Source organism: Mucilaginibacter sp. A5337 (assembly GCF_059690695.1).
Genome location: NZ_JCAWEC010000007.1, coordinates 297,895 through 320,634 on the forward strand (window position 1 = coordinate 297,895; position 22,740 = coordinate 320,634).

Annotated in this window: 15 protein-coding genes; 10 read left to right on the forward strand and 5 right to left on the reverse strand. The window is 42.1% G+C overall.

Going from position 1 to position 22,740, the window contains the following annotated elements; all coding sequences use genetic code 11:
* Window positions 1–111: 111 nt before the first annotated feature.
* On the reverse strand, window positions 112–903 hold the full coding sequence (locus AC59JO_RS23890) for an AraC family transcriptional regulator (RefSeq protein WP_497308506.1): 792 nt from the start codon (window positions 901–903) through the stop codon (window positions 112–114).
* Between the two features lie 98 nt (window positions 904–1,001).
* Here AC59JO_RS23890 and AC59JO_RS23895 point away from each other — a divergent pair, with 98 nt between their 5' ends.
* From AC59JO_RS23895 to AC59JO_RS23940, 10 genes are all read left to right on the forward strand, one after another.
* Entirely contained in the window at window positions 1,002–2,060 is a 1,059-nt protein-coding gene (locus tag AC59JO_RS23895) for an SDR family oxidoreductase (RefSeq protein WP_497308508.1), read from the forward strand.
* Between the two features lie 139 nt (window positions 2,061–2,199).
* The gene (locus tag AC59JO_RS23900; RefSeq protein WP_497308510.1) at window positions 2,200–2,649 is read left to right on the forward strand and encodes an SRPBCC family protein; all 450 of its coding nucleotides are present in this window, start codon (window positions 2,200–2,202) and stop codon (window positions 2,647–2,649) included.
* Complete coding sequence (locus AC59JO_RS23905) at window positions 2,630–2,956, forward strand: ArsR/SmtB family transcription factor (protein ID WP_413666928.1); 327 nt, start codon at window positions 2,630–2,632, stop codon at window positions 2,954–2,956. The genes AC59JO_RS23900 and AC59JO_RS23905 overlap by 20 nt, the downstream gene beginning before the upstream one ends.
* A complete protein-coding gene (locus tag AC59JO_RS23910) occupies window positions 2,953–3,402 on the forward strand; it encodes an SRPBCC family protein (RefSeq protein WP_497308512.1) in 450 nt (149 codons plus the stop codon). The genes AC59JO_RS23905 and AC59JO_RS23910 overlap by 4 nt, the downstream gene beginning before the upstream one ends.
* A 163-nt stretch (window positions 3,403–3,565) precedes the next feature.
* Complete coding sequence (locus AC59JO_RS23915) at window positions 3,566–4,342, forward strand: SDR family oxidoreductase (RefSeq protein ID WP_413666926.1); 777 nt, start codon at window positions 3,566–3,568, stop codon at window positions 4,340–4,342.
* A 263-nt stretch (window positions 4,343–4,605) separates the two neighbouring features.
* Window positions 4,606–5,961 carry a Gfo/Idh/MocA family protein gene (locus tag AC59JO_RS23920; RefSeq protein WP_497308665.1) on the forward strand — a complete coding sequence of 452 codons (1,356 nt, stop codon included), beginning with the start codon at window positions 4,606–4,608 and terminating at the stop codon, window positions 5,959–5,961.
* 332 nt (window positions 5,962–6,293) lie between these two features.
* On the forward strand, window positions 6,294–7,340 hold the full coding sequence (locus tag AC59JO_RS23925) for a DUF6807 domain-containing protein (RefSeq protein WP_413666925.1): 1,047 nt from the start codon (window positions 6,294–6,296) through the stop codon (window positions 7,338–7,340).
* 482 nt (window positions 7,341–7,822) lie between these two features.
* Window positions 7,823–9,142, forward strand: a complete 1,320-nt coding sequence (locus AC59JO_RS23930) for a glycoside hydrolase family 2 TIM barrel-domain containing protein (protein WP_413666924.1) — start codon at window positions 7,823–7,825, stop codon at window positions 9,140–9,142.
* The gene (locus tag AC59JO_RS23935; RefSeq protein WP_497308515.1) at window positions 9,139–12,036 is read left to right on the forward strand and encodes a glycosyltransferase family 2 protein; all 2,898 of its coding nucleotides are present in this window, start codon (window positions 9,139–9,141) and stop codon (window positions 12,034–12,036) included. The genes AC59JO_RS23930 and AC59JO_RS23935 overlap by 4 nt, the downstream gene beginning before the upstream one ends.
* Before the next feature lie 7 nt (window positions 12,037–12,043).
* Window positions 12,044–13,732 carry a glycoside hydrolase family 26 protein gene (locus AC59JO_RS23940; RefSeq protein ID WP_497308517.1) on the forward strand — a complete coding sequence of 563 codons (1,689 nt, stop codon included), beginning with the start codon at window positions 12,044–12,046 and terminating at the stop codon, window positions 13,730–13,732.
* 365 nt (window positions 13,733–14,097) lie between these two features.
* Here the strand turns inward: AC59JO_RS23940 and AC59JO_RS23945 are convergent, their stop codons facing one another.
* From AC59JO_RS23945 to AC59JO_RS23960, 4 genes are all read right to left on the reverse strand, one after another.
* Complete coding sequence (locus tag AC59JO_RS23945) at window positions 14,098–15,381, reverse strand: epoxide hydrolase family protein (RefSeq protein ID WP_497308519.1); 1,284 nt, start codon at window positions 15,379–15,381, stop codon at window positions 14,098–14,100.
* Window positions 15,382–15,848: 467 nt separating this feature from the next.
* Window positions 15,849–19,970, reverse strand: coding sequence for a hybrid sensor histidine kinase/response regulator transcription factor (locus tag AC59JO_RS23950; RefSeq protein WP_497308521.1), 4,122 nt, complete (start codon window positions 19,968–19,970; stop codon window positions 15,849–15,851).
* A gap of 201 nt (window positions 19,971–20,171) precedes the next feature.
* Entirely contained in the window at window positions 20,172–21,062 is an 891-nt protein-coding gene (locus tag AC59JO_RS23955; protein ID WP_497308523.1) for an AraC family transcriptional regulator, read from the reverse strand.
* Entirely contained in the window at window positions 21,049–22,728 is a 1,680-nt protein-coding gene (locus tag AC59JO_RS23960) for a DUF5060 domain-containing protein (RefSeq protein ID WP_497308525.1), read from the reverse strand. The genes AC59JO_RS23955 and AC59JO_RS23960 overlap by 14 nt, the downstream gene beginning before the upstream one ends.
* Window positions 22,729–22,740: the final 12 nt, after the last annotated feature.

Consider the following 22,740-nt stretch of genomic DNA (forward strand, 5'->3'; position numbering starts at 1 on the left):
ACCGTCAGGGGGGTACGTTGATGTTCATTGCTAACAGGATTTGGCGCAAAGAAACAATTTATTTAGAATTAGTCCAAATAAAATTAAGATTCTTATTGATATTAAACAGATTTACAAAGTCTTATGAACAATTTTACTTACGTGACTTTCATCTGTTAACCCAAACTCGGCAGCTATTTGTTTAAGATTATACCTGCCGCTGGCTATCCGCTGTTTAATTAATTCATTGCGATAGTCACGGATGTAATCACGCAAGGTAACACCGGTATTCCTTTTAAAATAAGGCCCCATATATTCGCCGGCAATATTAAAATTGGCGGCCATTACCGGTAGCTTAAGCAGGCTGGGGTCGTAAATATGTTTATGGATATAACAAAATATGGCCTGCATATCTTTACTGCCGTTACCAGGTTTCTTTAACTCAGGCATATTTCTTTGCAAAACAGCCGATAGCGCAATGATCTGCATCCAAATAAGCTGCTCATTTAAAAACATATCATGCTTTAAGGAAACTATTACATTAAAGATCATTTCAATAGTGTGCCTGTCAGCGTTATTCAATGCAAAGCCCGATAAATGGGTTTCTCTGCTTTTGATGAGGTATTCAAGGTTTTGGACACCATGGTTGGTCTTGTCGCCCGCCTGATGAATATACAGATCGGTAAATTTCAGGTAGATAAACCGCGTGGGCTCATCTATCTCAAAATAATGAGATTCTTCCGGCCCCAGTAAAAACACGTCCCCGGCTTGGTAACTAACAGTTAACCTGTTTATGATGTGCGAGCCTGCCCCTTTTTTGATATAGATTAATTCATAATGGTTATGATTATGTTCGGGATGAGGCCATTTTTCTGTCTCAAAATCAGAAATCAGCACAGGTTCAAATTGCCGGTAACGTTCCATAGCGGAAATATACCATATTATCACAGATAATTACAATTTCGATTTATAGCTTTTTACCCAATTTTGATCAATAAATATTTTTTATCAAACACAAAAAAATGAAAGCTATAAAAAACACAGCTCTTGTTGTCGGCGCTAACGGCGTGATAGGTACTAATCTGATAAATTATCTTGAAGGGCTTAATAATTGGAACATTATAGCATTATCCCGCCGCGGCGGATCAAACAATGAGGATATCCGCTACATAGCAGTGGATTTGCTGGATGAAAACGACTATAAGCAAAAACTCAGTGTATTAACTGACGTTACACACATATTTTACGCCGCCTATCAAGACAAACCCACATGGGCCGAACTGGTACAACCCAACCTTGCTATGCTGATGAATGTTGTTTTAGCAATTGAGCCCATTGCCCATAATCTACAGCACATCAGCCTTATGCAAGGATACAAAGTATATGGCGCACACCTTGGCCCATTCAAAACACCTGCGAAGGAAAGTGACGCAGGGCACATGCCACCCGAATTTAATGTAGATCAGCAAATTTTCCTGGAGAAACTGCAGCAAGGTAAAAAATGGTCATGGTCAGCCATTCGTCCGTCTGTAGTCGGTGGTACGGCCGTAGGTAATCCAATGAACCTGGCCCTGACGATAGCGGTTTATGCTACCATTTCAAAAGAGCTGGGCCTGCCGCTCCGCTTTCCGGGTAAACCGGGCGCTTATGATAAATTGATGGAAATGACGGATGCCGGTTTATTGGCTAAAGCTACCGTTTGGGCCGCCACTACCCCACAGACCGCTAACCAGGCATTTAATATTAACAATGGCGACTTATTTAGATGGAACGAGCTTTGGCCTAAAATTGCGGCCTACTTTAAAATGGAAGTTGCGCCGCCGCTCCAAATGCCCTTGCAAACTATTATGGCAGATAAAGAACCACAATGGAATGCGATCCGGGAAAAATACAACCTCTCGCCACATAGTTACCACCAGCTATCATCATGGGCATTTGGCGACTTTGTATTTTCATGGGATTATGATTTTTTTGCCGACGGCACCAAGGCAAGGCGCATGGGCTTTCATGAATTCATTGATACTGAACAGATGTTCTATAACTTGTTTAATGAACTCAGGGAGAAAAAGATCATACCCTGAATCATAATAAACCGAAGTTTCAAAGGATAATTTCTGCCGGATTAATAACATGTGATAAGTAGTGATGAAAAAAAATGAAAATAAATTTGCGTAACCCACAAGTTACACATACATTTGAGTAACTTAAAAGTTACCTATCATGGCAAAAATCATTCAACACCAATTATTTTACCCTCACCCTCCCGAAGTGGTTTGGGAATTTCTTACCAATCAGGAATTGATAACACAATGGCTCATGCCCGGCAATCTGAAGCCTATACCTGGCCATGAATTTCAACTAAGGGCTAAACCAATGCCGGAAATGGATTTCGACGGAATCTTTTATTGCAAGATCCTGGAAGTGGTGCCATTTGAAAAACTCTCCTATTCATGGAAATTCGGGCCGGGTAATGGTGAATTGAGCAATTCGACAGTAAACTGGATGCTGACTGAAAAAGACAACGGCACCGAGCTTTTACTGGTCCACCGTGATTTTGCAGACTCTGTAAATCCGTTGATGTTTAGCTCGATGGAAAAGGGCTGGTTGGTACTCATTACCAAAATGCTGCAGGTTATAAATACAGAAAAAGATGGAACAGCCCAGGCTTGATGTATTCCAGGTAATTGCCGATCCGAGCAGGAGGCAGATACTGCACCTGCTTTCAAAAGATAGTAGCACAATTAATGCACTGGCCGAAAACTTTGATATGAGCCGCCCGGCCGTTTCAAAGCATATTAAAGTACTTTACAACGCCGGCTTTATCTCCATCCAGGATATCGGCAGGGAAAGGCATTGTGTTTTAAAACAGGACGGCTTTAAAGAACTTAATGAATGGTTAGCCTATTATGATAAGTTCTGGGGCGATAAATTGGACAAACTGGGGGTTTTAATGAACGATAAAATGAATAAGAAATGAAAGATCAGGATTTAACGGTAACCATAACGGTAGACAAATCGCCAAAAGAAGCCTTTGACGCCATCAATAATGTCCGTGGATGGTGGTCGGAAGAAGTTAAAGGCGGTACAGAACAACTTAACGATGAGTTCACCTATAAAGCCCGCGACCTTCATCGCTGCAGCATGAAGTTAATAGAAGTTATCCCCAACCAAAAAGTGGTTTGGCTTGTGCTGGATAATTATTTCAGCTTTACCGAAGACCAAACCGAATGGAAAGGCACCAAAGTAGTTTTTGAAATTTCCGGGCAGAACGGCAAAACGCAAATCCGTTTTACCCATCAGGGTTTAGTTCCGCAGCATGAATGTTACGAGGTTTGTTCAAACGCCTGGACAGGTTATATTACCGGTAGTTTGTACAAACTGATCACCACCGGTAAAGGAGAGCCTAATCCTAAAGAGAGTTAGGTATTCGTTCTGATCCACAGCATTAGGCAGAAACCAGACTTACGAAGTTTCAGAAACTTCGTAAGTCTGCATTTGCTCTGCTATTACTTCTCCCATTTCATCAGATTTTATCGCTGCGGGATATCCAAAAATTCAGGAGATTTACGTTTAAGAAAATTTGCTTATGAATTTAGGATTAGATCAAAAGGTAGCCGTTGTATTGGCGGCAAGTAAAGGATTGGGGAAGGCATCGGCTTTGGCTTTATCTGCAGAAGGGGCTAAAGTCATCATCGGCTCCCGTAATATAACCGAATTGAATTCGGCCGCAGATGAGATCCGGACACAAACCGGCAATGAGGTGATCAGCTTTCCGGTGGATGTTACCGACAGTGGACAATTGACTTCATTTATTAACCAGGCGGGCGGCGTTTACGGCAGGATAGATATCCTTGTCAACAATGCAGGCGGGCCTCCATTTGCCAAGTTTGAGAGTTTTGACGATGTCCAGTGGCAGCAGGCCTATGAGCAAAATATGCTTAGTTTCGTCAGGACATCCAGGTTGGTTTTACCTTTTATGAAAACGGCCGGCTGCGGCCGGATAATCAACATTATTAGTGGCTCAGTAAAGTCTGTATTGGCCAACTCTGTGCTATCTACCGCCATGCGCATGGGTGTAGTAGGCATGGCGAAAATGCTGGCCGATGAATTAGGCCCTTATGAAATTACAGTCAATAATATAGCACCGGGCCTTATTTTAACCGACCGGATCAAACACACGCTACCTCAAAACGTAGATCCGGAGGAAGCAATCAAAGAAAAAACAAAGAGCATCCCGCTTGGACGTATCGGCAAGCCTGAAGAATTTGCAGCACTGGTAGCATTTCTTTCATCCGCCCAGGCAGCCTATATCAGCGGGACAACAATACAGGTAGATGGCGGAGCAAATCGTGCTATCATGTAAGTTTTTATCAGGTCTCTTAAAAGAGATTTAATAACATTTTGCTTTATGCATTTTACTTTCAGCTTCTCAAGACAGTATTATTGTTACATTAACAGTTAAAAACACTATTGCTTTTTAGTTCAATTCCTCGATATTTGGTTTAGCCGCGCATAAGCGCAGGCATTTAACCAGTTTACCTTTAAATCAACAAAAAGCACAGGCATCAACCCCTAATGGCACCTGCGTTTTTGATGAAAAATAACCTGCAAACCAAACTATACCATATGGAAAAATCACGCCGTACCTTTATTAAACAGGCAGCAATGGCCGGGGCCGGGATTATGCTTACGCCCAAAAGCTGGAGCGCCCAAAGTTATAAACGCATCATTGGGGCCAATGACCGGGTCAGGGTTGGCGTAATCGGCTTTTCAGACAGGCACAAAAGCTCGCACGTGCCCAGCTTCATGAACCATTATAAGGAACTCAATTTTGAAGTTGTAGCCGTATCTGATATCTGGAATAAACGGCGTGAGGAAGGTGCTGCCCTATGGAAAGATAAAATGCAGCATGACGTAAAGGCTTACCGCAATAATGAAGAATTGTATGACAGCAAAACGGTTGATGCCGTATTTGTAAGCACCGCTGATTTTCAGCACGCAAGGCATACCATTGAAGCAGTAAAGGCAGGCTGTGATGCCTATGTAGAAAAACCTTTTGCCGAAACCATGGAAGATAACCGGGCTGCGTTAAAGGCGGTAAAGGAAACAGGCAAGATTGTGCAAATTGGGTCGCAGCGCAGAAGTGGCGCTAACTATCATGCCGCCAATGAATTTATCAGCTCCGGAAAATTTGGCCCAATTACGATGGTTGAGCTTACCTGGAACGTGAACCAGCCCGGCCGCTGGCGCAGGCCCGAACTGTTAAGCCAATTGAAGGAGCAGGACACCGATTGGAAGCGTTTTATCATGAACCGCCCTTATGAGGAATTTGATCCGCGTAAATATCTGGAGTTTCGCTTGTTTTGGCCATATTCATCAGGCTTGGCCGGGCAGTGGATGAGCCATCAGATTGATACTGTACACTGGTTTACCGGCTTAAAGCACCCGCGCAGCGTGGTTGCCAATGGCGGTATTTATATGTGGAAAGACGGACGTCGCAATTGGGATACTATATTGGCTGCATTTGATTACGGTCCGCTTAATGATCCAACTACCGGCTTTCAGGTTACCTTTGGCTCGCGGATGCATAATGGCGATGAGCACCCGGCGGAAATTTACTACTCAAACGGTGGCGAGCTTAATCTCATTACCAACACGGTATCCCCCACCGGCGGACTTACCCAAAAAATGGCCGATGCCATGCATATGAAAGCCAACCTGCTGCCTGAGATTAGCCTTGCCAACACCGAAAAGGTAGTAGCATCGGCTAACACCGGCGGCGATATATTAACGTCAAACCACGTTCGCAACTGGATGGAATGCGTGCGCAGCCGTAAACAGCCCAATGCACCTGTCGAAGCCGGTTACAGCCACTCCATAGCCAATATTATGACCAATGCAGCTGTGCATACGGGCTATAAAGCTACTTTTGATGAGGCAACCCAGGAGGTAATGGCTAACGGGAAAGTGTTTAAATATTAAGGCTAAATAATAAAAATCCCCCTTTGAGATCTGTCGTGTGAACACATCTTTTAATCTTATTATTGATAGAAAAATGTCATTTCGACGAGCCAAGGGTGGGATTTGTGCGTTGAGCCGAGGAGAAATCTTCTACGCCCTGTTTTTACAGGTATAGTTGTAGAGCCTGATGTAGAAGATTTCTCTTTCGCTCCACCACTCAGTCCGCCGCTGCTCTATCGAAATGACATTTCTTTAAAGATGTGTCCATGCGATAGCCATTAAGAGTGGAATTGCACATTCCCCCCTCCTTATATAATTAATCTCATACACTAATCAACAAACATCACCCATACATGAAAATATTAAAAAATTGGGCTTGTATTTTTGCCGCTAACACCTTATTTGCTATGACAATACATGCTCAACAGGCCGAGCCGGTAAAATTGGTCAAATCAGCAGAAAATAAAATAGATATACTGATAGGTGGCAAACCTTTTACCACTTTCCTGTTTCCAGATACTTTGGAAAAACCAGTGCTATACCCTTTGCGGTCGGCAAACGGCGCGCTGGTAACCCGCGGCTTTCCACTGGCTCCGCGCCCGGGCGATCCTACCGATCATCCGCACCATATTGGCCTTTGGTTTAATTTTGAAAACCTGAACGGACTTGATTTCTGGAATAACTCCTATGCCATACCTGCCGCTAAAAAGAGCGGCTATGGATGGATCCGAACGGATAAAATTTTGGAGATGAAGGATGGCAAAAAAGGAGTACTGGCCTACCATGCTAACTGGACGGATCAGCAAAAACAGGTAATACTGGAAGAGCAAACCCGTTTTGAATTTAGCGGCAACGCTCAGGAACGAATCATTGATCGTGTAACTACACTTACCGCAGATAAGGATGCTCTTTTTAAAGATGCCAAAGATGGGATGCTTGGCCTGCGCCTGGCCCACGAGCTGCAAATCCCCGACCCTGCCGATCAGAAATTTACCGATGATAAAGGCAATGTAACAATAGTAAAAGGCGGCACCGATAAAGTAGCCAACGGCACCTACCTTACCAGTGAAGGCAAAACAGGTAACGATGCCTGGAGTACCCGCGGAGTTTGGTGCAAAGTATATGGTAAAATAGGGGCCGATTCGGTAAGCGTTGCTATTATTGATCATCCGCAGAACCCTAACTACCCTACTTTTTGGCATGCCCGCGGTTATGGTCTGTTTGCGGCTAATCCACTGGGCGAAAAAATTTTCACCAACGGCAAATCAGAAAAAAACCTTATGTTAAAGAAAGGTGAATCGGTAACATTCAGGTATCGGATCATCATACACAATGGCCCGCAAACCAACAGCGTTGCTCAGTTAAATCAGGCAGCAACGGATTTTCGTTCTTTCAAATAAATTTAATAGGTATTTGCCGGGATATTTCCCATTTTTTAATATCCCGGCAGGCGTCACAATTTTATGCTAAACAAAGGCTTGAGATTTAGATTCTTTCTGCATAATCAAGTAAAGTATCTATCTCAAGGCAGCGGAGGCTGTGTTTTACCTGGTGTTCAAATAGCCTTCGCGGGTTACAAAAAGCTTCAAATCTCCTTATTGTAGTCTGACAAAGATTCAGGCGCGTTACCGAATATATCAGCTATCAGGGTCTTCGCGGATGTAACGTATTTTTTTATAGCTTTGAATTTAATTGGCTAAAACATCCCTATTCTCTTAATAATAATCCAACTATTGTCGATATTCAACGTATACAAAGTTCACTGAAATTTTATATGATTTAAATATAAAAAAACTAATGCAGCCCAGGGACCGCATTACGGCTTAAATAAACAAAACACGGAGTTTTTATCCGTTTTTCAAGTGCTGCCGAACTATCATTTATGAAATCTACATTATTTACGCAAATCCTTAACCTTTCCATATTTTGCTTTTTACTTTCATCGTGTTACCAACCACAGCAGGTTAATCCTAAAAAAATTACAGTTTGCATTCAAAATATAAATGGGAAGTATAAATTGTACCGTAATGGAAAACCGTTTTTCATCAAAGGGGCTTCGGGCTCTACAAACCTGAAACAATTGGCAGCGGCAGGAGGCAATACTATAAGAGTTTGGGACACATTAAACTTAGGCAGCGTCCTGGACTCGGCTCAAGCCAATCATTTAGCAGTAGTAGTGGGTTTGCCAATGCCCTCAAGCGAAAGTCTTGAAGATTTTTATAATACCCCTAAGGCTAATGTTTATGCAGCTAAAATTGCCGGTATAGTTGAGCGGTTCAAAAATCACCCGGCGTTATTGAGTTGGTGCCTGGGTAACGAACTTGCATTTCCTAATAAACCAAAGTACAACCGATTTTATGCAACGTTCAATGGTATCGTCGATATGATTCACGAGAAGGATCCTAATCATCCGGTGACGACGACAATTATGAGCTTCCAAAAGAAAAATATCTTCAATATCAGGCTGCGTACAAAAATCGACTTTATATCATTCAATATTTTCGGTTCTATTCAAACATTGAAAGATGATCTCAAAAATTTCAAGTGGTTTTGGAGTGGACCATTCTTAATTACAGAATGGGGTATCGAAGGTCCCTGGCTTGCAGAAAACCGAAATGCATGGGGAGCTTATATTGAAAGTACAAGTACAAAAAAGGCAGAAGAATACCTTACTAATTACCAAAAGTATATGCCGGCAAATGATCCGGGATTTTTGGGATCGATGGTATTTTATTGGGGACAGAAACAGGAACTGACACCTACGTGGTTCAGTATGTTTGACGAAAACGGTGCCGAAACCGAAGCCGTTCAGGTTATGCGGTACATCTGGACCGGGAAGAAAACAACAAGCGACGCCCCTGCACTAAAATACATGCTGTTAGATGGAAAGGGCGCAAGGGACAATATTTTATTTCAACCTGCCATAACCGTTAACAGCAAAGTATATTTTGAAAGCACTGATACAGCCGGCTTAACATTTAAATGGAAAATATTTCATGAGGACTGGTTTAAACCCAACGGCACTTTTAATGAAAAAAAACCGAAAGAAATAGAGAATTTAATCATCAGGCAACATGGATCCGATTTAAGCTTTAAGGTACCCGGCAAAGAAGGGCCTTATCGGATATTGGTTTATGTGTATAATCAAAAGGGAGTTTTTGCCACTTCCAATACACCTTTTTATGTATTAAAAAATCCATGAAGAACAATTTAATTAAACCGCCCAGCAAATTACAGCTGCTTTATTTAAGGTTGATGATTCTCATCGGCGTGTTCTGCATGCTTTTTTTCACATACAGCCTGTTCAAAAAATCGGTTATTGGTTATAAGCCGCTTTACTGGCTGTTAATGTCGACCTTTATATACACGTTTTTCAAAATATTATATGAGTGGTACCATTACTGGTCAATAAGCGTTCCCACTACCCCGCCACTAACAAAACAATATACGGTAGATATATTTACTACTTTTTGCGCAGGTGAGCCATATGAAATGATTGTTGAAACGCTTACCGCTATTCAGGCTATACATTATCCGCATCAGGCATACCTATGTGACGAAGCCAATGATCCGTATTTAAAGTCAGTGTGTCAGGAACTGGGAGTTCACCATATTACGCGAACTAAAAAGATAAATGCAAAAGCCGGCAACATCAACAATGCATTGGCTCAGTCATCCGGAGAACTGTGCGTTATCCTTGACCCGGATCACGTACCGACACCCGATTTTCTTGATCCGATAGTCGCACATTTCGACAATCCAGAAATTGGTTATGTGCAAATAGTACAAGCTTACTATAACCAGCGAATCGGATGGATAGCTAAAGGCGCGGCACAACAAACCTACCAGTTTTACGGGCCCATGATGATGTGCATGAACAGCTATGGAACCGTTCAGGCCATAGGTGCCAATTGTACTTTCAGGCGCACGGCATTAGAGTCGATTGGCGGCCACGCCGCCGGGCTCGCAGAAGATATGCATACAGCAATGCAGCTGCATGCACACAAATGGAAATCCATTTATGTCCCGGCAGTATTGACAAGGGGGCTCGTTCCGGCTACTCTATCTGCCTATTATAAGCAGCAATTAAAATGGTCGAGAGGGGTTTTTGAGCTCCTGGTTACTTCCTATGTTCAGCTATTTAAAAAATTTACCTGGCGGCAAAAGCTCCACTATGGTCTTTTACCATTGTTTTACTTGTCAGGTTTTGTATTTCTTATTAATTTCCTGATTCCTGTAATATCCCTTTTTATGGATGTGTTTCCGTTAAGGATGGATTTTTCGGATTTTTTGGTTATTAGCGCCCCTTTTATAACCGCAGTTATCCTGATCAGACATTTTGTGCAGCAATGGGTAATGGAAGACAATGAGCGGGGATTTCACGTAGTTGGGGGATTATTGCTTATTGGTACCTGGTGGGTATTTATCTTGGGATTTATTTACACCCTCATCAGAAAGGATGTACCTTATATTGCAACCCCCAAGGATGTTAAGGATGAAAAAAACTTAAGATACAACCTTCCTAATATCGTAGTATTAGCAGTTTCCATTGCCGCTATTGCGTACGGCCTTAATGACGACTGGAGTCCGTTTACGCTTTTCATGGCCGGGATAGTCAGCCTCAATTGCTTGTTCATGATCTTTATGCTAATAGCAAGTTCGGAGCTAAAGTTCCAGGGATACGTGGGTAAGCACGCTACATTATTTAGTATGGTTTCGCAAGTGCAGAATGCCAAAAAACATTTTTGGTTGTTGCGACGAAGAATATACGGCGGTGTAAGGAAATTGAGCCTGATTCTTACAGTATTAGCAGTCTGTTTAAGCATATACGCCTCGCGAAATTCAGATGAAGATTCGGCCAGCGTGGTTAAAGGCCCTTCTTTAATATCTTATCATACTGCTCAAAAAGATCTTCTAACCGATACTGTAACCAATGTGGAAGATGAGGTAAAAGCTCAGGAACAAATATTGGCAAACCCTTCATTTTTCACATCTGTTAAAGGTGTGATCTATTCTAAAGGAAACCACTGGTACAAAAACATAACTCCGCTCACAAAAAAGATCATCATCAACGACTTTGATGACATGAGCCAAGCGGGAGTAAATACTATCAAAATATACGGGCCTAATATCTATGACCGCTCCATTTTTGAAGCTGCGGATAAAAAGAACTTAAAAATACACTATAGTTTCTGGATGCCGGACCCGCCAAACTTTCTAAATGATACCAGCTACTTAAAAGAGCAAACTGCCGTTATTCTTAAAATCGTAAACAAAAACAAATCAAATCCTCAAATTAGTGCCTGGAACCTGGGCAACAATAGCTATCAGCAACTGGCTCAATATTATAAAGGGGCACAACTGCGGCAGGCTCAACAGCATTATATTAGTTTTTTAAAACCTTTGGTAAAGGCAATCAAACAGGCTGACCCAACCAGGCCATTAACAGTCGATCTGTTCTCGTCGTCGTCACTTGGCGCAACTATGAGCTTATTACATGAGCAGATACCCCAAATCGACGCGTTTGGATTGATCATTAGTAATAAGCACGCATTAAAATTTGTTAAAGCAGATCTTAAAGTTCCTTTTTTCTTTAGCAGCGCCGATCCTACGGCCCTTGCGGGCAAAGAACCTTCCGGCGGGGCTTTTTATGCCAATTGGCAGGATCAACAAAGCGGCGTAGCTATTACACTTGACGGTTTAAAAGACATATGGGGCCGAAATAAACCCTACCTGTATAATATAAGCAAACGCTGGCACGGCAATGTGACCGACTATGATTTGCCTCATGTTAAAATATTAAAACCGGCATTAACAACCACTCCCGGCTCCTCGTTGACTTACAACGCCCTCATTTATTCATATAACAAATGGAATATAGCGGGTTATTTAAAAAACGACTTGAAATTTGAATGGTACCTGATCAAAACAGACAACTGGGGCAATGCTACCGACATGAAAAAGTTAGGGGACGGACCGAGTATAAATGTTATAATCCCACAAAACGACGACAGGTACAGAATATATCTCGTTGCTGCCAAAGGTAATAACATGACCGACGACTATACCACTTTAAATACACCTCTTCAAAATTAATTGTTAAGTGAAAAAGACAACCTCTAAAGTTTATATAGCAGTAGGCCTGGGCATATTATTCGCAGCTATACTGCTTCTAACCATGCGTTTTTCTTTTAAGAGTTATTTGGTGAATAGTTACTACCGTAGCAACGAGCAGGTATTAGCTGTATTTGATCCAACCAACTTAAACAAGTCCCAAGCTGTCAAACCTATCTCGTGTTACCGAGGGGTATTAACAAATACCGCGTTATGGTCAAACTATGGAGATTTAGAAACAGCGTTAACTAAGGGAGACGTATTGATCACTTTAGAAACCTGGCTTAAAGGTCCTGATTATGCAAACAATGTTTTAACGGAAGTACTTAAGGGCCGATTTGATAATCAGTTCAATAAATTGGCCGCTATAGTAGCTAAAAGCAACCACAAAGTATTTATTCGCTGGAATCCTGATATGGAAGTGCCTGCCGGTGTTTACCCATGGCAATTTAAATCTCCTGATGATTATATTAATTCATTCAATTATTTTTCAAGAAAAATAAAAACCTACGCTCCAGATGTGCAAATTGTTTGGGGGCCTTCAGGATATCCTGGTGATACTGAATATTGGCCGGGAAACAAAACTGTTGACTATGCGAGCATAACACTTGGCAGTTGGTCTGAACTCACTACTAACTTTTACCCGCATGACCAAACAACCGCTGCCATGTTAAAGCACAAGCTGCACCGCCTGCGATTTATTGGCAAGCCAGTGTTAATTATGGGTAGTGATAAGGGCAAAACGGATTTTCAATACAGTTGGCTAAATGAACAAAAGAATTTAGTTACAACCTACAGCAGTACTATTTATAGCAAAAGCAATTATACAGACAGCATTAAGGCAAAACCCAATCGAACCTCATTAAAGATCGGTGTGTTTGACCCAAACAAACGCCTGCTTAACCAACCGGAAATTAACGTAGAGCACATTTTTACCGATTGGGGCGAACTGGAACGGGGTGATTTTGAGAAAAAATTCACAGAGGCTATTAGTCGCCACCACGAGGTAATTGTAACCATGGAGCCCTGGCGGGATATAACCGGCAAACCCGACACTGCCGTTTTAGAGAGCATATTAAAGGGGCGCTATAACGAACAGATCAAAAAACTATTTGCCATAATTTCTGCTACCAACACCACAGTTTACCTGCGATGGATGCATGAGATGGAAATTCCGATACACCGGTATGCATGGCAAAGTCAGGAGCCGGTTACCTATATCAACGCCTTTAGATATTTTATGCAGTTTAATGGAGGTCCAGGTAAAAATGTCAAAAAGGTATGGGGACCTGCCGGCGATCGTGGTTCTGCTGATTTTTGGCCGGGGAGCGATGTCGTGGATTTTATCAGTATAGCCATTTATGGTTTGCCGGATAAAAACATTACCGACCCGGAGAAACAGGAAGCCTTTAGCACTATATTCAACAGAAAATATTTCAGGATGAGATTTCTTGATAAACCCTTATTTATAACCGAGTTTGGTGTAAAAGGATCAGAAAGCTTCCAGGACAAATGGCTTATTGACGCAGCAAAAACAATAAATGCCAATCCTCACGTATTTGGCGTTTGCTATTTTAATCTGTATGACAATCCTAAAGCCTGGGGCAATATTAAAGCTCCGGATTGGAGTATCAGCCAACAATCCATGATCAAATTTTGTAACCTTCTTAAAAAGTAAGGCATTTGTAAACATCAGGGTACTTTGCGAGTTTAAGTTAATCCACAAAAACATGTTACCGTTTAATTAGCATGGCGTGTTGTTTTGCCCCTCTGGGCAAAGGATATTTCTATAATTTTTCATGCTACAAACCTTTTGCACCTCTGGTGCACCTGTTCTGGGGTAGATCCCGATTAATGCCCATTTATTAAATAATAAAAATCCCCCAGAGGGGAAAAGGTTTGTAGAAATAACACGTTACCCCTTTCCTGAACCCCGGAGGGGTTCAACTCACGCGGATTACTCTGTTGGCAACAGCCATTTGACTACTATTTCGTGGGTTAACTTAAACTCGCAGAGGACCCTGATGGGACATACAAAAACAATTATCTCAAGGACTTAAACGAAGTACGAAGTTCTTCACTAAGCGCCTTAGGCTGCTCCCATGCTGCAAAGTGGCCGCCTTTTTCGAGTTTATTAAAATGTAGAAGATTAGGATAAGCCTTTTTTGTCCAGCTTTCCGGAGCGGCATAGATCTCATCGGGGAATACACTTACCGCAACAGGGATTTTGATACCTTTCGGGTCAAAGAAAACAAGCTTATTTTCCCAGTAAAGCCTGGCCGAAGAAATGGCGGTTTTGGTTAGCCAGTAAAGAGTGATATTATCAACAATATCTTCTTTCGTAAGTCCCTCAGACTGGCCGTTAAAAACACGGGCAATCAACATTTGACTGGCGGCATCGTGATCAAGCATCCATGCAGCAAGCCCAACCGGCGAATCTTCCAATGCATAAAGGGTTTGCGGACGGTTGGCCATTTCAATAGCGTAACCCAAACCATGTGCATAAAAGAAGCTTAACTGATCATAAGCACGTGATTCATCGGCCGAAAGACTGGATGGTTTCGGATCCCCAAATTTTAGTGCTTTTGCAATATCAGCGGGAACAGTAGCAGGCATATTAACATGAATAGCAAGCAATTCAGGCGGTGCTATCAATGCCATCTGCTCGGTAACAGCATCCCCCCAATCGCCACCCTGTGCAACATATTTGGCATACCCCAGTCTTTTCATTAACGTAACCCAGGCACGCGCAATCCTAACCGGGTCCCAACCTGTGCCTGTGGGTTTCCCTGAAAAACCATGACCGGGTAAAGAAGGTATAATTACATCAAAGGCGTCTTCAGCCTTCCCGCCAAAAGCAGTAGGATCGGTAAGCGGGCCTATAACTTTCAGTTGTTCAATAACAGATCCGGGCCAACCGTGAGTAATAATGACTGGCAGGGCATTTTTTTGTTTCGAACGCACGTGAATAAAGTGGATATCTACGCCATCGATATTAGTGATAAACATAGGCAGGGCGTTCAGTTTTGCCTCTATCTTGCGCCAGTCATATTCGTTGGCCCAATAATCGGCGAGTTTATGCATGGTTGATAATTGCACACCCTGCGTTTCATCAGCTACAGTTTCTTTGTCGGGCCACCTGGTAGCTTTAATGCGTTGCTTAAGGTCTGCCAGATCGGCATCAGGAAAATTTACATGAAACGGGCGAACAGCTTCAGAGCCCTGCGTGTTTGCAGAGGCAGTACTTTGGCCCGAAACAGGTGCTGCAAATAAAACCATTGCTGCAATAATGATAGTACCGGCGGTTAGTTCTTTTTTCTTTTCCATGGTGTAGTTTTTAGTGTTATCAGGTTATTGATTCATTTTGAGAAGGAGCACTCAATTCATAATCAACACTTTACTGTAGTAAAACACTGATCTGCCAGTTTTAGCTAACTACCGTGCCATTTAATTAACACACTAATTATCAATCAGTTAAAAACAACCCAGCAGCGTAAAATCACGAAATATCGTAACTATGAAGAAAATCGCGACTTGTCAATCTCCATAAAAGAGCAGTGACACTGATGCAGTGTTTATCGAAGACGAATTTGAAATACTTTGGTAAAAAGAACAGATGATCTAAAAATGAAGGATACTGTAGTTATTTGACAATAAACAAAAAGGCGCTTATGTAAACCCTGTCGGTAGTATAGCCAGCATAGGCCAGGGTTTGGACAAAGTGAACATTAATTAATATGCCTGCTGTCCATAGAATGGCAAAGTATAAATCAGCTATATCACATTAGACGGCGTTAATTCAAATCAGGCAACCTGTGCTTTGCGCGATAGGCATTGGGTGAGCAATTGTAAACCCGCTTAAACTCCCTGAAAAAATAGGTTTTGTTATTGAAGCCTGTCCGGTAAAAGACCTCGGATACTGTAAGATCAGATGTTGTTAGCAGTACGGCACTTTTTTGCAGCCGTACATGCCTGATCAGCTCTGTAGGGCTCATATTGGAGAGCGTTTTTATTTTCCTGTACAACTGAATCTTACTCAGGTTTAATGCGTTTTCCAAAAAGGCGCCGTCAAGCTCCTCCAACAGATTATCTTCTATTATACCTACAACCTTCTCTATAAAATGCTTATCGCTATCCTTAATATCATTAATATCCAATTGGTTAGCCAGTTTGCTGTTGTTAAAAAACAGGTGCAGTTTTTCCCTGTATTCAAGCAGTTTTTGAACCCGCACCAGCAAATGCTCTGTTTGGAAAGGTTTAGGAATATAAGCATCGGCACCCAATTCGTAGCCTTCGGTCTGTTGCTCAACGGTTCCCCTTGCCGATAGGATCACAAATGGAATATGGCAGGATTCGGGCGTGCTTTTAATTACACCGCAAAGCTGCAGACCATCAAAATCGGGCATCATGATATCGCTGATGATCAGGTCGGGCGTAATGCGTTTGATCACCTCCAATGCTTCCTTGCCGGTTGCAGCTTCATATACAATATACTGCTCCTGCAAAATATCTTTAAGCAGGTAACGGATACGCTGCTCATCCTCAACCACCAGGATCATTTTTTTATCTTCCTGCTCAAAGCTTTTAACAAGTGCCTTTTTATTATTCTCGGCTACAGTAACCTGCCTGTCCTTTGCCTGTGCAGGAGTTATCGACTGGAATATATACGACGGCTTTTCAACCTTATCCCCAATCTCGGTTACCAGTTCGTGTTTGCCGGGTATAAAGCTTAACGGCAAGTGCACCTTAAAGGCTATCCACCCGTTATGGCATTGCGCATCAATAGTACCATTGAGCAATGACACCAACTGCCGGGTAAAGGCAAGCCCTACCCCCGAGCTGATCTTGCTTTGCTGACTTCCATCGGCCACAAAAAACCTGTCGAAAAGACGCTGCATTTCATCCCCGGTTAAAGTACAGCCCGAGTTGGCCACTACCATCTCCAATTGATCTGATCCGGCAAGCCTGTTTACAGAAAATATTACTGACTGCCCATCGGTACTGTGCTTAAACGCATTGGACAGCAGGTTGAAAATAATTTTTTCAAGCTTGTCCTTATCAATCCATAAACTAATGTCGGGTTCGATGTAACATGAAAAATCAAGCCTTTTAGGTTCAGAAAGTGGCTCAAACAATTTGGCAATATTGTTAAGTAACCCGGAAACATTCAGGTATGAAAAATGATTTTTTAAAAAGCCTGATTCAGCCTTGCGAAACTCCAGCAATTGCAAAACCAGGTAATGTAACCGCGATGCTTCCTGTTTTACCACTGATAAAAAATAGTTATCCTGCATCGGTTCATCCTGTTTATTTTTATACAGGTACCTTTCAAGCGATCCTAAAATAAGTGTTAGCGGCGTTTGCAGTTCATGGGCTATATTGGTAAAAAAATTGAGCTGCTCCTGGTGCAATTTTTCATCTTTTTGATGCAGCATATGTTCCATATGGAGTTGCTGCCTCATCATGAATTTATTTTTACGGTACCTGAAATACAGGTAGCCGGAACCTGCCAGCACAAGCGCATACAACAGATAAGCCCATGTAGTAAGCCAAAAATATTGCTTTACAGTAATACTGAATGCAGGGATACCCTCCGTCCAGATGCCTTCACCGTTTGTCCATTTAATTAATAACCTGTAGTTCCCGGCTGCTATATTATTGTAAATGATCTTTTCATTATTCCCCATATAATGCCATTCCTTGTCGCTGTTCTCCAAAAAATAAGCATATTGGCATTTTTGCGGGTGCAGGTATGTTATAGGCTGAATATTGAGTTCGAAATAATTATCCTGGGGAGCCAGCTCGTAATGCTGGTTCACTGCCGAACCATTTTTGGTAAGCACGGTGAGCCCGCGTTCGGTTGCAAACTTGCCTGCAAACTGCAACTCAGACAGTAACAGGTGCGGCTGTTCATTATTAATGACAATGCCTCCCGGCAAAAAATAATTAAACCCGTAAATCCCTCCAAAAAACAACATCCCGGCAGGATCTTTCCAAACCGCGTTATCGCTAAACTCATCGCTCTGCAACCCGTCCGACTCTTTAAACTGTACAATCTTTAAACTTTGCGGATTGATCCGGGCCAGTCCTTTGTTGGTACTAATCCAGATATTACCTGCATTGTCTTCGTTAATAGCATGAACGGTGTTATTAGGCAGCCCATCATCAATATACAATTTGTTAAATACCGGTTTTAATTGCTTTGCTGCAAGTTCTTCATCAACCCAGTTTAAACCAAAGCTGGTACCTATCCACAGCTTTTTATGGCTATCCATGTAAAGCGAAAGCACATCATTGTTGGACAGGCTTTTATCATAAGAGAATGCCTTTATAGTCTTAAATTTCCTGAGCTTTTTATCAAACACGCTCAGGCCACCATAACGGCACCCTATCCAGATCCGGTTGTTACTACCTTCGGCAAGACTATAAATTACGTAACTGCCAGGACCTGCATTAGTGCCATCATAGATAAACTTTTCAAGATAACTTAAAGAAACGTGGCCCGCCTTATCAATTTCCAGCTTGAGGTGAACTAATCCTCCTTCGTTTAACCCCAGCCACGCCGATCCGTCCTGGTCATGCAGCACACAATGTACCGAGCCAAATGAAGGATATTTTTGACTGCCTCCTATTTCTTCCCATTTGATAAATCTTTTTAATCGTTGATCATACAGCGTGATGCCCGGCGCATCAGAACCGATGTAAACCATACCGGTTTTATCTTTGGTAATAGAATACACGCAATTATCCAAAAGATCGACATTGGTATGAAAGGATTTGATTGTAGAAAAAGACACGTCGCCTTTGCCAAAGTTTTTGATAGTGACAATGCCGTTGCCTTTAGTGCCCACCCACAATTCATTATCAACCGCACAAAAAGCACGTACCGGGATGTGAAACGACTGCCCGTTATTCTGCTTTTGAATGATGCCAAAATAATTTTCCTTTGGCGTTACTTTTAAAATCCCGTTACCGTCGGTACCTATCCACAATAAATTGGCACCGGCATCCTGTAATGAAGTAATCCTTATATTTTGCAGTACAGGGATTTCGGCCGATAAAAAAGAACATGGTTTAAAATCCGCGTCATATTCGCCAATGCCCTTTGATGCCCAGGCAAAAACATAATGCTGACGGTAATAACTCATAGAACGCACCTCGTGAGGCAGCTTCATTATTTTTTGAGCAGTGAAATTATCCTCAACCCTAAACAAGTCGCCGGTTTTGGACGAATAAAATACCTTCCCGTTAACAAAAAATACGTTATCAATATTATTGATCGATGGAAATTCAACCTGCTTTACAAAACCGGCGGCTGTTTTATTAAAAACCTCAAGAATACCATCGTCCTTCAGGAGCCACAGATTGTTGTGCGTATCAAAAAAGATCTTTATCAGCAAAAAGTTATGTAACCCTTTAATATCAACCTTGCTGAACTTATCCAGCTGCTGATTGTACAGGTCTATCTCATTACCATTGCGACGGGCGGTGTACACAAGCCCATTATTATCAACCGCAATGGTATATCCGTTTGATACCACCTTTTTGCGATTGTAAAAGTAATTGCTGAAATCGCCGGTGCTTTTGTTGAATTTGGAGATGCCTTCAACAGTACCTATCCAAATATTGCGGCTGTTATCGCCGGTTACCTGGTAAATGATGTTACTGGCTATTGAATTTTTGCCGGGCCTGGTGCGTTCATAGTTGAACACGTGAATATTTTTACCATCGTAAAAGTTAAGGCCATCCCAGGTACCAAACCAAATGAGTTGTTCGCTGTCCTGGTAAATAGTGTTGATGCAACTGTTGGAAAGACCGCTGCTATTATCAATCTGCTGATACAAATATTGCGCCTTGCCGGTAATGGCAAATAAAACACAACACCAAAACACTAAAAAAGAGTAAAGTTTCTTCATGCGCAAACACCTTTCAATTCAACCTGCTTAAAAGAAAAACATATTATGAAGTCGCGGGGTATCATAATGGCGACTATTACAATTGGTAAAACAAACTTAACTATTACACAGGCTTTGGAGTAATACTATTTTAACATTAACGCGTGGCATATAAAAAAAACGGCCACTTTTTTGTTACATCAGCACCATCAAAACGGCCACTCAATAAACCACAACCCTATTTCCGTTATACTTATCCCTGAATTGCTTAGGGGTGCATTTTTTCTTCAGCTTAAAGATGCGGTTAAAATTTGCCAGATTGCTGAAACCACAACGGTAGGCTATTTCTCCCACCGAATAACTATTTTCGATCAGCAACCGCGATACATGTCCAAGCCTGATCTGGGTGAGGCAATCCTTAAATGTTAACCCGGTACGCCTTTTCAATATCCTGCTAAAAAGTTTGCCAGGCACTTTAACAGTCTGGGCTGTTTCATTTAGGCTGATTGCCTGCTGATAATTGGCGTTCATGAACGAAAAAACCCGTTCAACAAAATCATCTTCCTGAATTTTTTCTTTAAATAGATTTATTTCGACAGTATTCTGATCGAGCAGGCATTGATACGGAGACAAAGAAAGTTCATGAAGAATTTTCAGCAAGGCAATCACCGAATCAAATCCGCTTTTACCGGATAGTGCCGAAATCATAGGGACGAGTTTGCTAATCGTCTCCGCGCCGAAAACTATACCTTTTGCCGAAGCTTTAAACATAGTTTTTAACATTTGCATCTGTTCCCGGTCAAACATTCCACCGCTTAAAATATCATGCTGAAACTGTATGGTTATCTCCCGGATGTTTTCGCCTCTGCAATTGTGGTTTAGCCAGCCATGCTCCAGGTTAGGCCCAAGCAATACCAACTCGGTATTAGTAATTTCTACCGAATGATTACCAACAACGCGTTTGGCACCGCCAGCGTTTAAGATCAGATTAAGTTCCATTTCATGGTGCCGGTGCACCGGAAAGTCGAACCGCTTTTTATTCCTATCGAAAAGCAGGAAACAATCGCCCGGGGTAAGCGGGGTTATTTCCCTGAAAACTTCATTTGCTTTCATCATTTACGATTAAGATCCGAGCTTCTTTTGATTGCAATCCCAAAGTGCTGATCGTTATATTTTTGCCTGATGACCTGCCGCCGCCTTCTGTTCTGTACTTCCCCGTTTCGGGTGAAAATGACCGGACTGAGAACTTATTAATTGTCGCCGGGATAACCACCTGTGTTGAAATTACCTGATCCGTATTATTGAGCAGGTAAATGAAATATTTATTACCGCATTTCATCCCGTAAGCTTCGGCCTTGCCGGCAGTAACAGGGATTTGTACAAATGAGCCATTACCGGCCTTAAGCATGGCATCACTTATCTCCCGTACACCTTTGAAATAACAGGCCATTTTCTCATCATCAAACAACTCCCACCACCAGCTCATAGGTAATAAAGGGGTTTGGCTGAATAAACCATACCATAAGCCCCGTTTGAAATCAAAATCGGCCTCTTTTGCGTATTTAGGATCAGCATCCTCCCAACGGTATCCGAACTCGCCAACTACACAGGGCTTACCATAGGTTTGAATATAATCAGGGTAGATTGCCGGGATTTTTTCCGTATGCTTATAAATGTGTTTCTGGTTAAAATCAAGATAAGCTAAGGAATTAAGTCCCTGAATATCCCGGTGCGAAATACTTGTTGTAACCATATGATGATAAGGGTCAACATCTTTCAGGTACCGGCTCATATCATCATGCCATTGGGTGATGTATTGATGCGGGATTAAAATACTATCCTCCTTGTTGAAAGCTGCATTATCGACTTCGTTAAAAAACTCGAACGCGGCGATACTGGTGCTATATCCCCAGCGGGCAATCACGTACCTGAGCTTATCTTTATACTTTTCCTTAGCTTTTTGAAGACTAAAGAACTCTGCGGGAGTTTTTGCCGGGCCGCCGTTAATTACGTTATAAGGACTGTTTTTCCAGCCCCCGGCTTCCATCAAATGACCATGCCAATCCAGCGTGAGCATAAAGTACAGGCCTAAAGAATCGGTCATCTGTACCAGTTCATCCATGCGTTTAAGGGCACCTGGATTAAAGTACTCATTGGTATTGCTGTAATGTTTGGTTGAAGAAACCTTTTTCCACTCCAGCGGCAGGTTCCAGTAGCACATCCAGGTGCGGAAAAAGTTAGCCCCGTTTTTTGAAAGCGTAGGTAACAAATGATCATAGGTCCATTTGTCGTTTTCAAACTTTCGTGATTCCCAGGCCACGTTTTCGCCTATTCCCCTAAACAACCTGCCATTGTCAAACTTAAAAGTCCAGGTATTATTTTTATGCAGGAAGCCGGGCTTTGCGGATGCCTGTACATTGAAATTCCCCTCATCTGATTTTAATTCGCCAGCTTTACTTCTGAGATTAAAATGGTAAGTGTATTCACCTGTTTCCTGTGCCGCAAAACGGGCTTTCCAGTTCGACCTTGTGCTATCGCCCTTTTCAAAATAACATGGCAGCACAACAGGCCTTCCTGACGGGCTAACCATTTCCAGATCAACACTAATATCCTGCTGATCATATGGGTTTACAAAAGGAGCAGATAAGCTAATATCCCACTCCGTTTTTTCAAACTCAATAACCTTAGTATTCAGCAAATGATACTGTATTTGCTGCGACTGGGCGGCGCAAGCAAAAAACAACAGCAGGGGGGTTAATATTTTATAATGTAGTTTCATTTATAACATGGG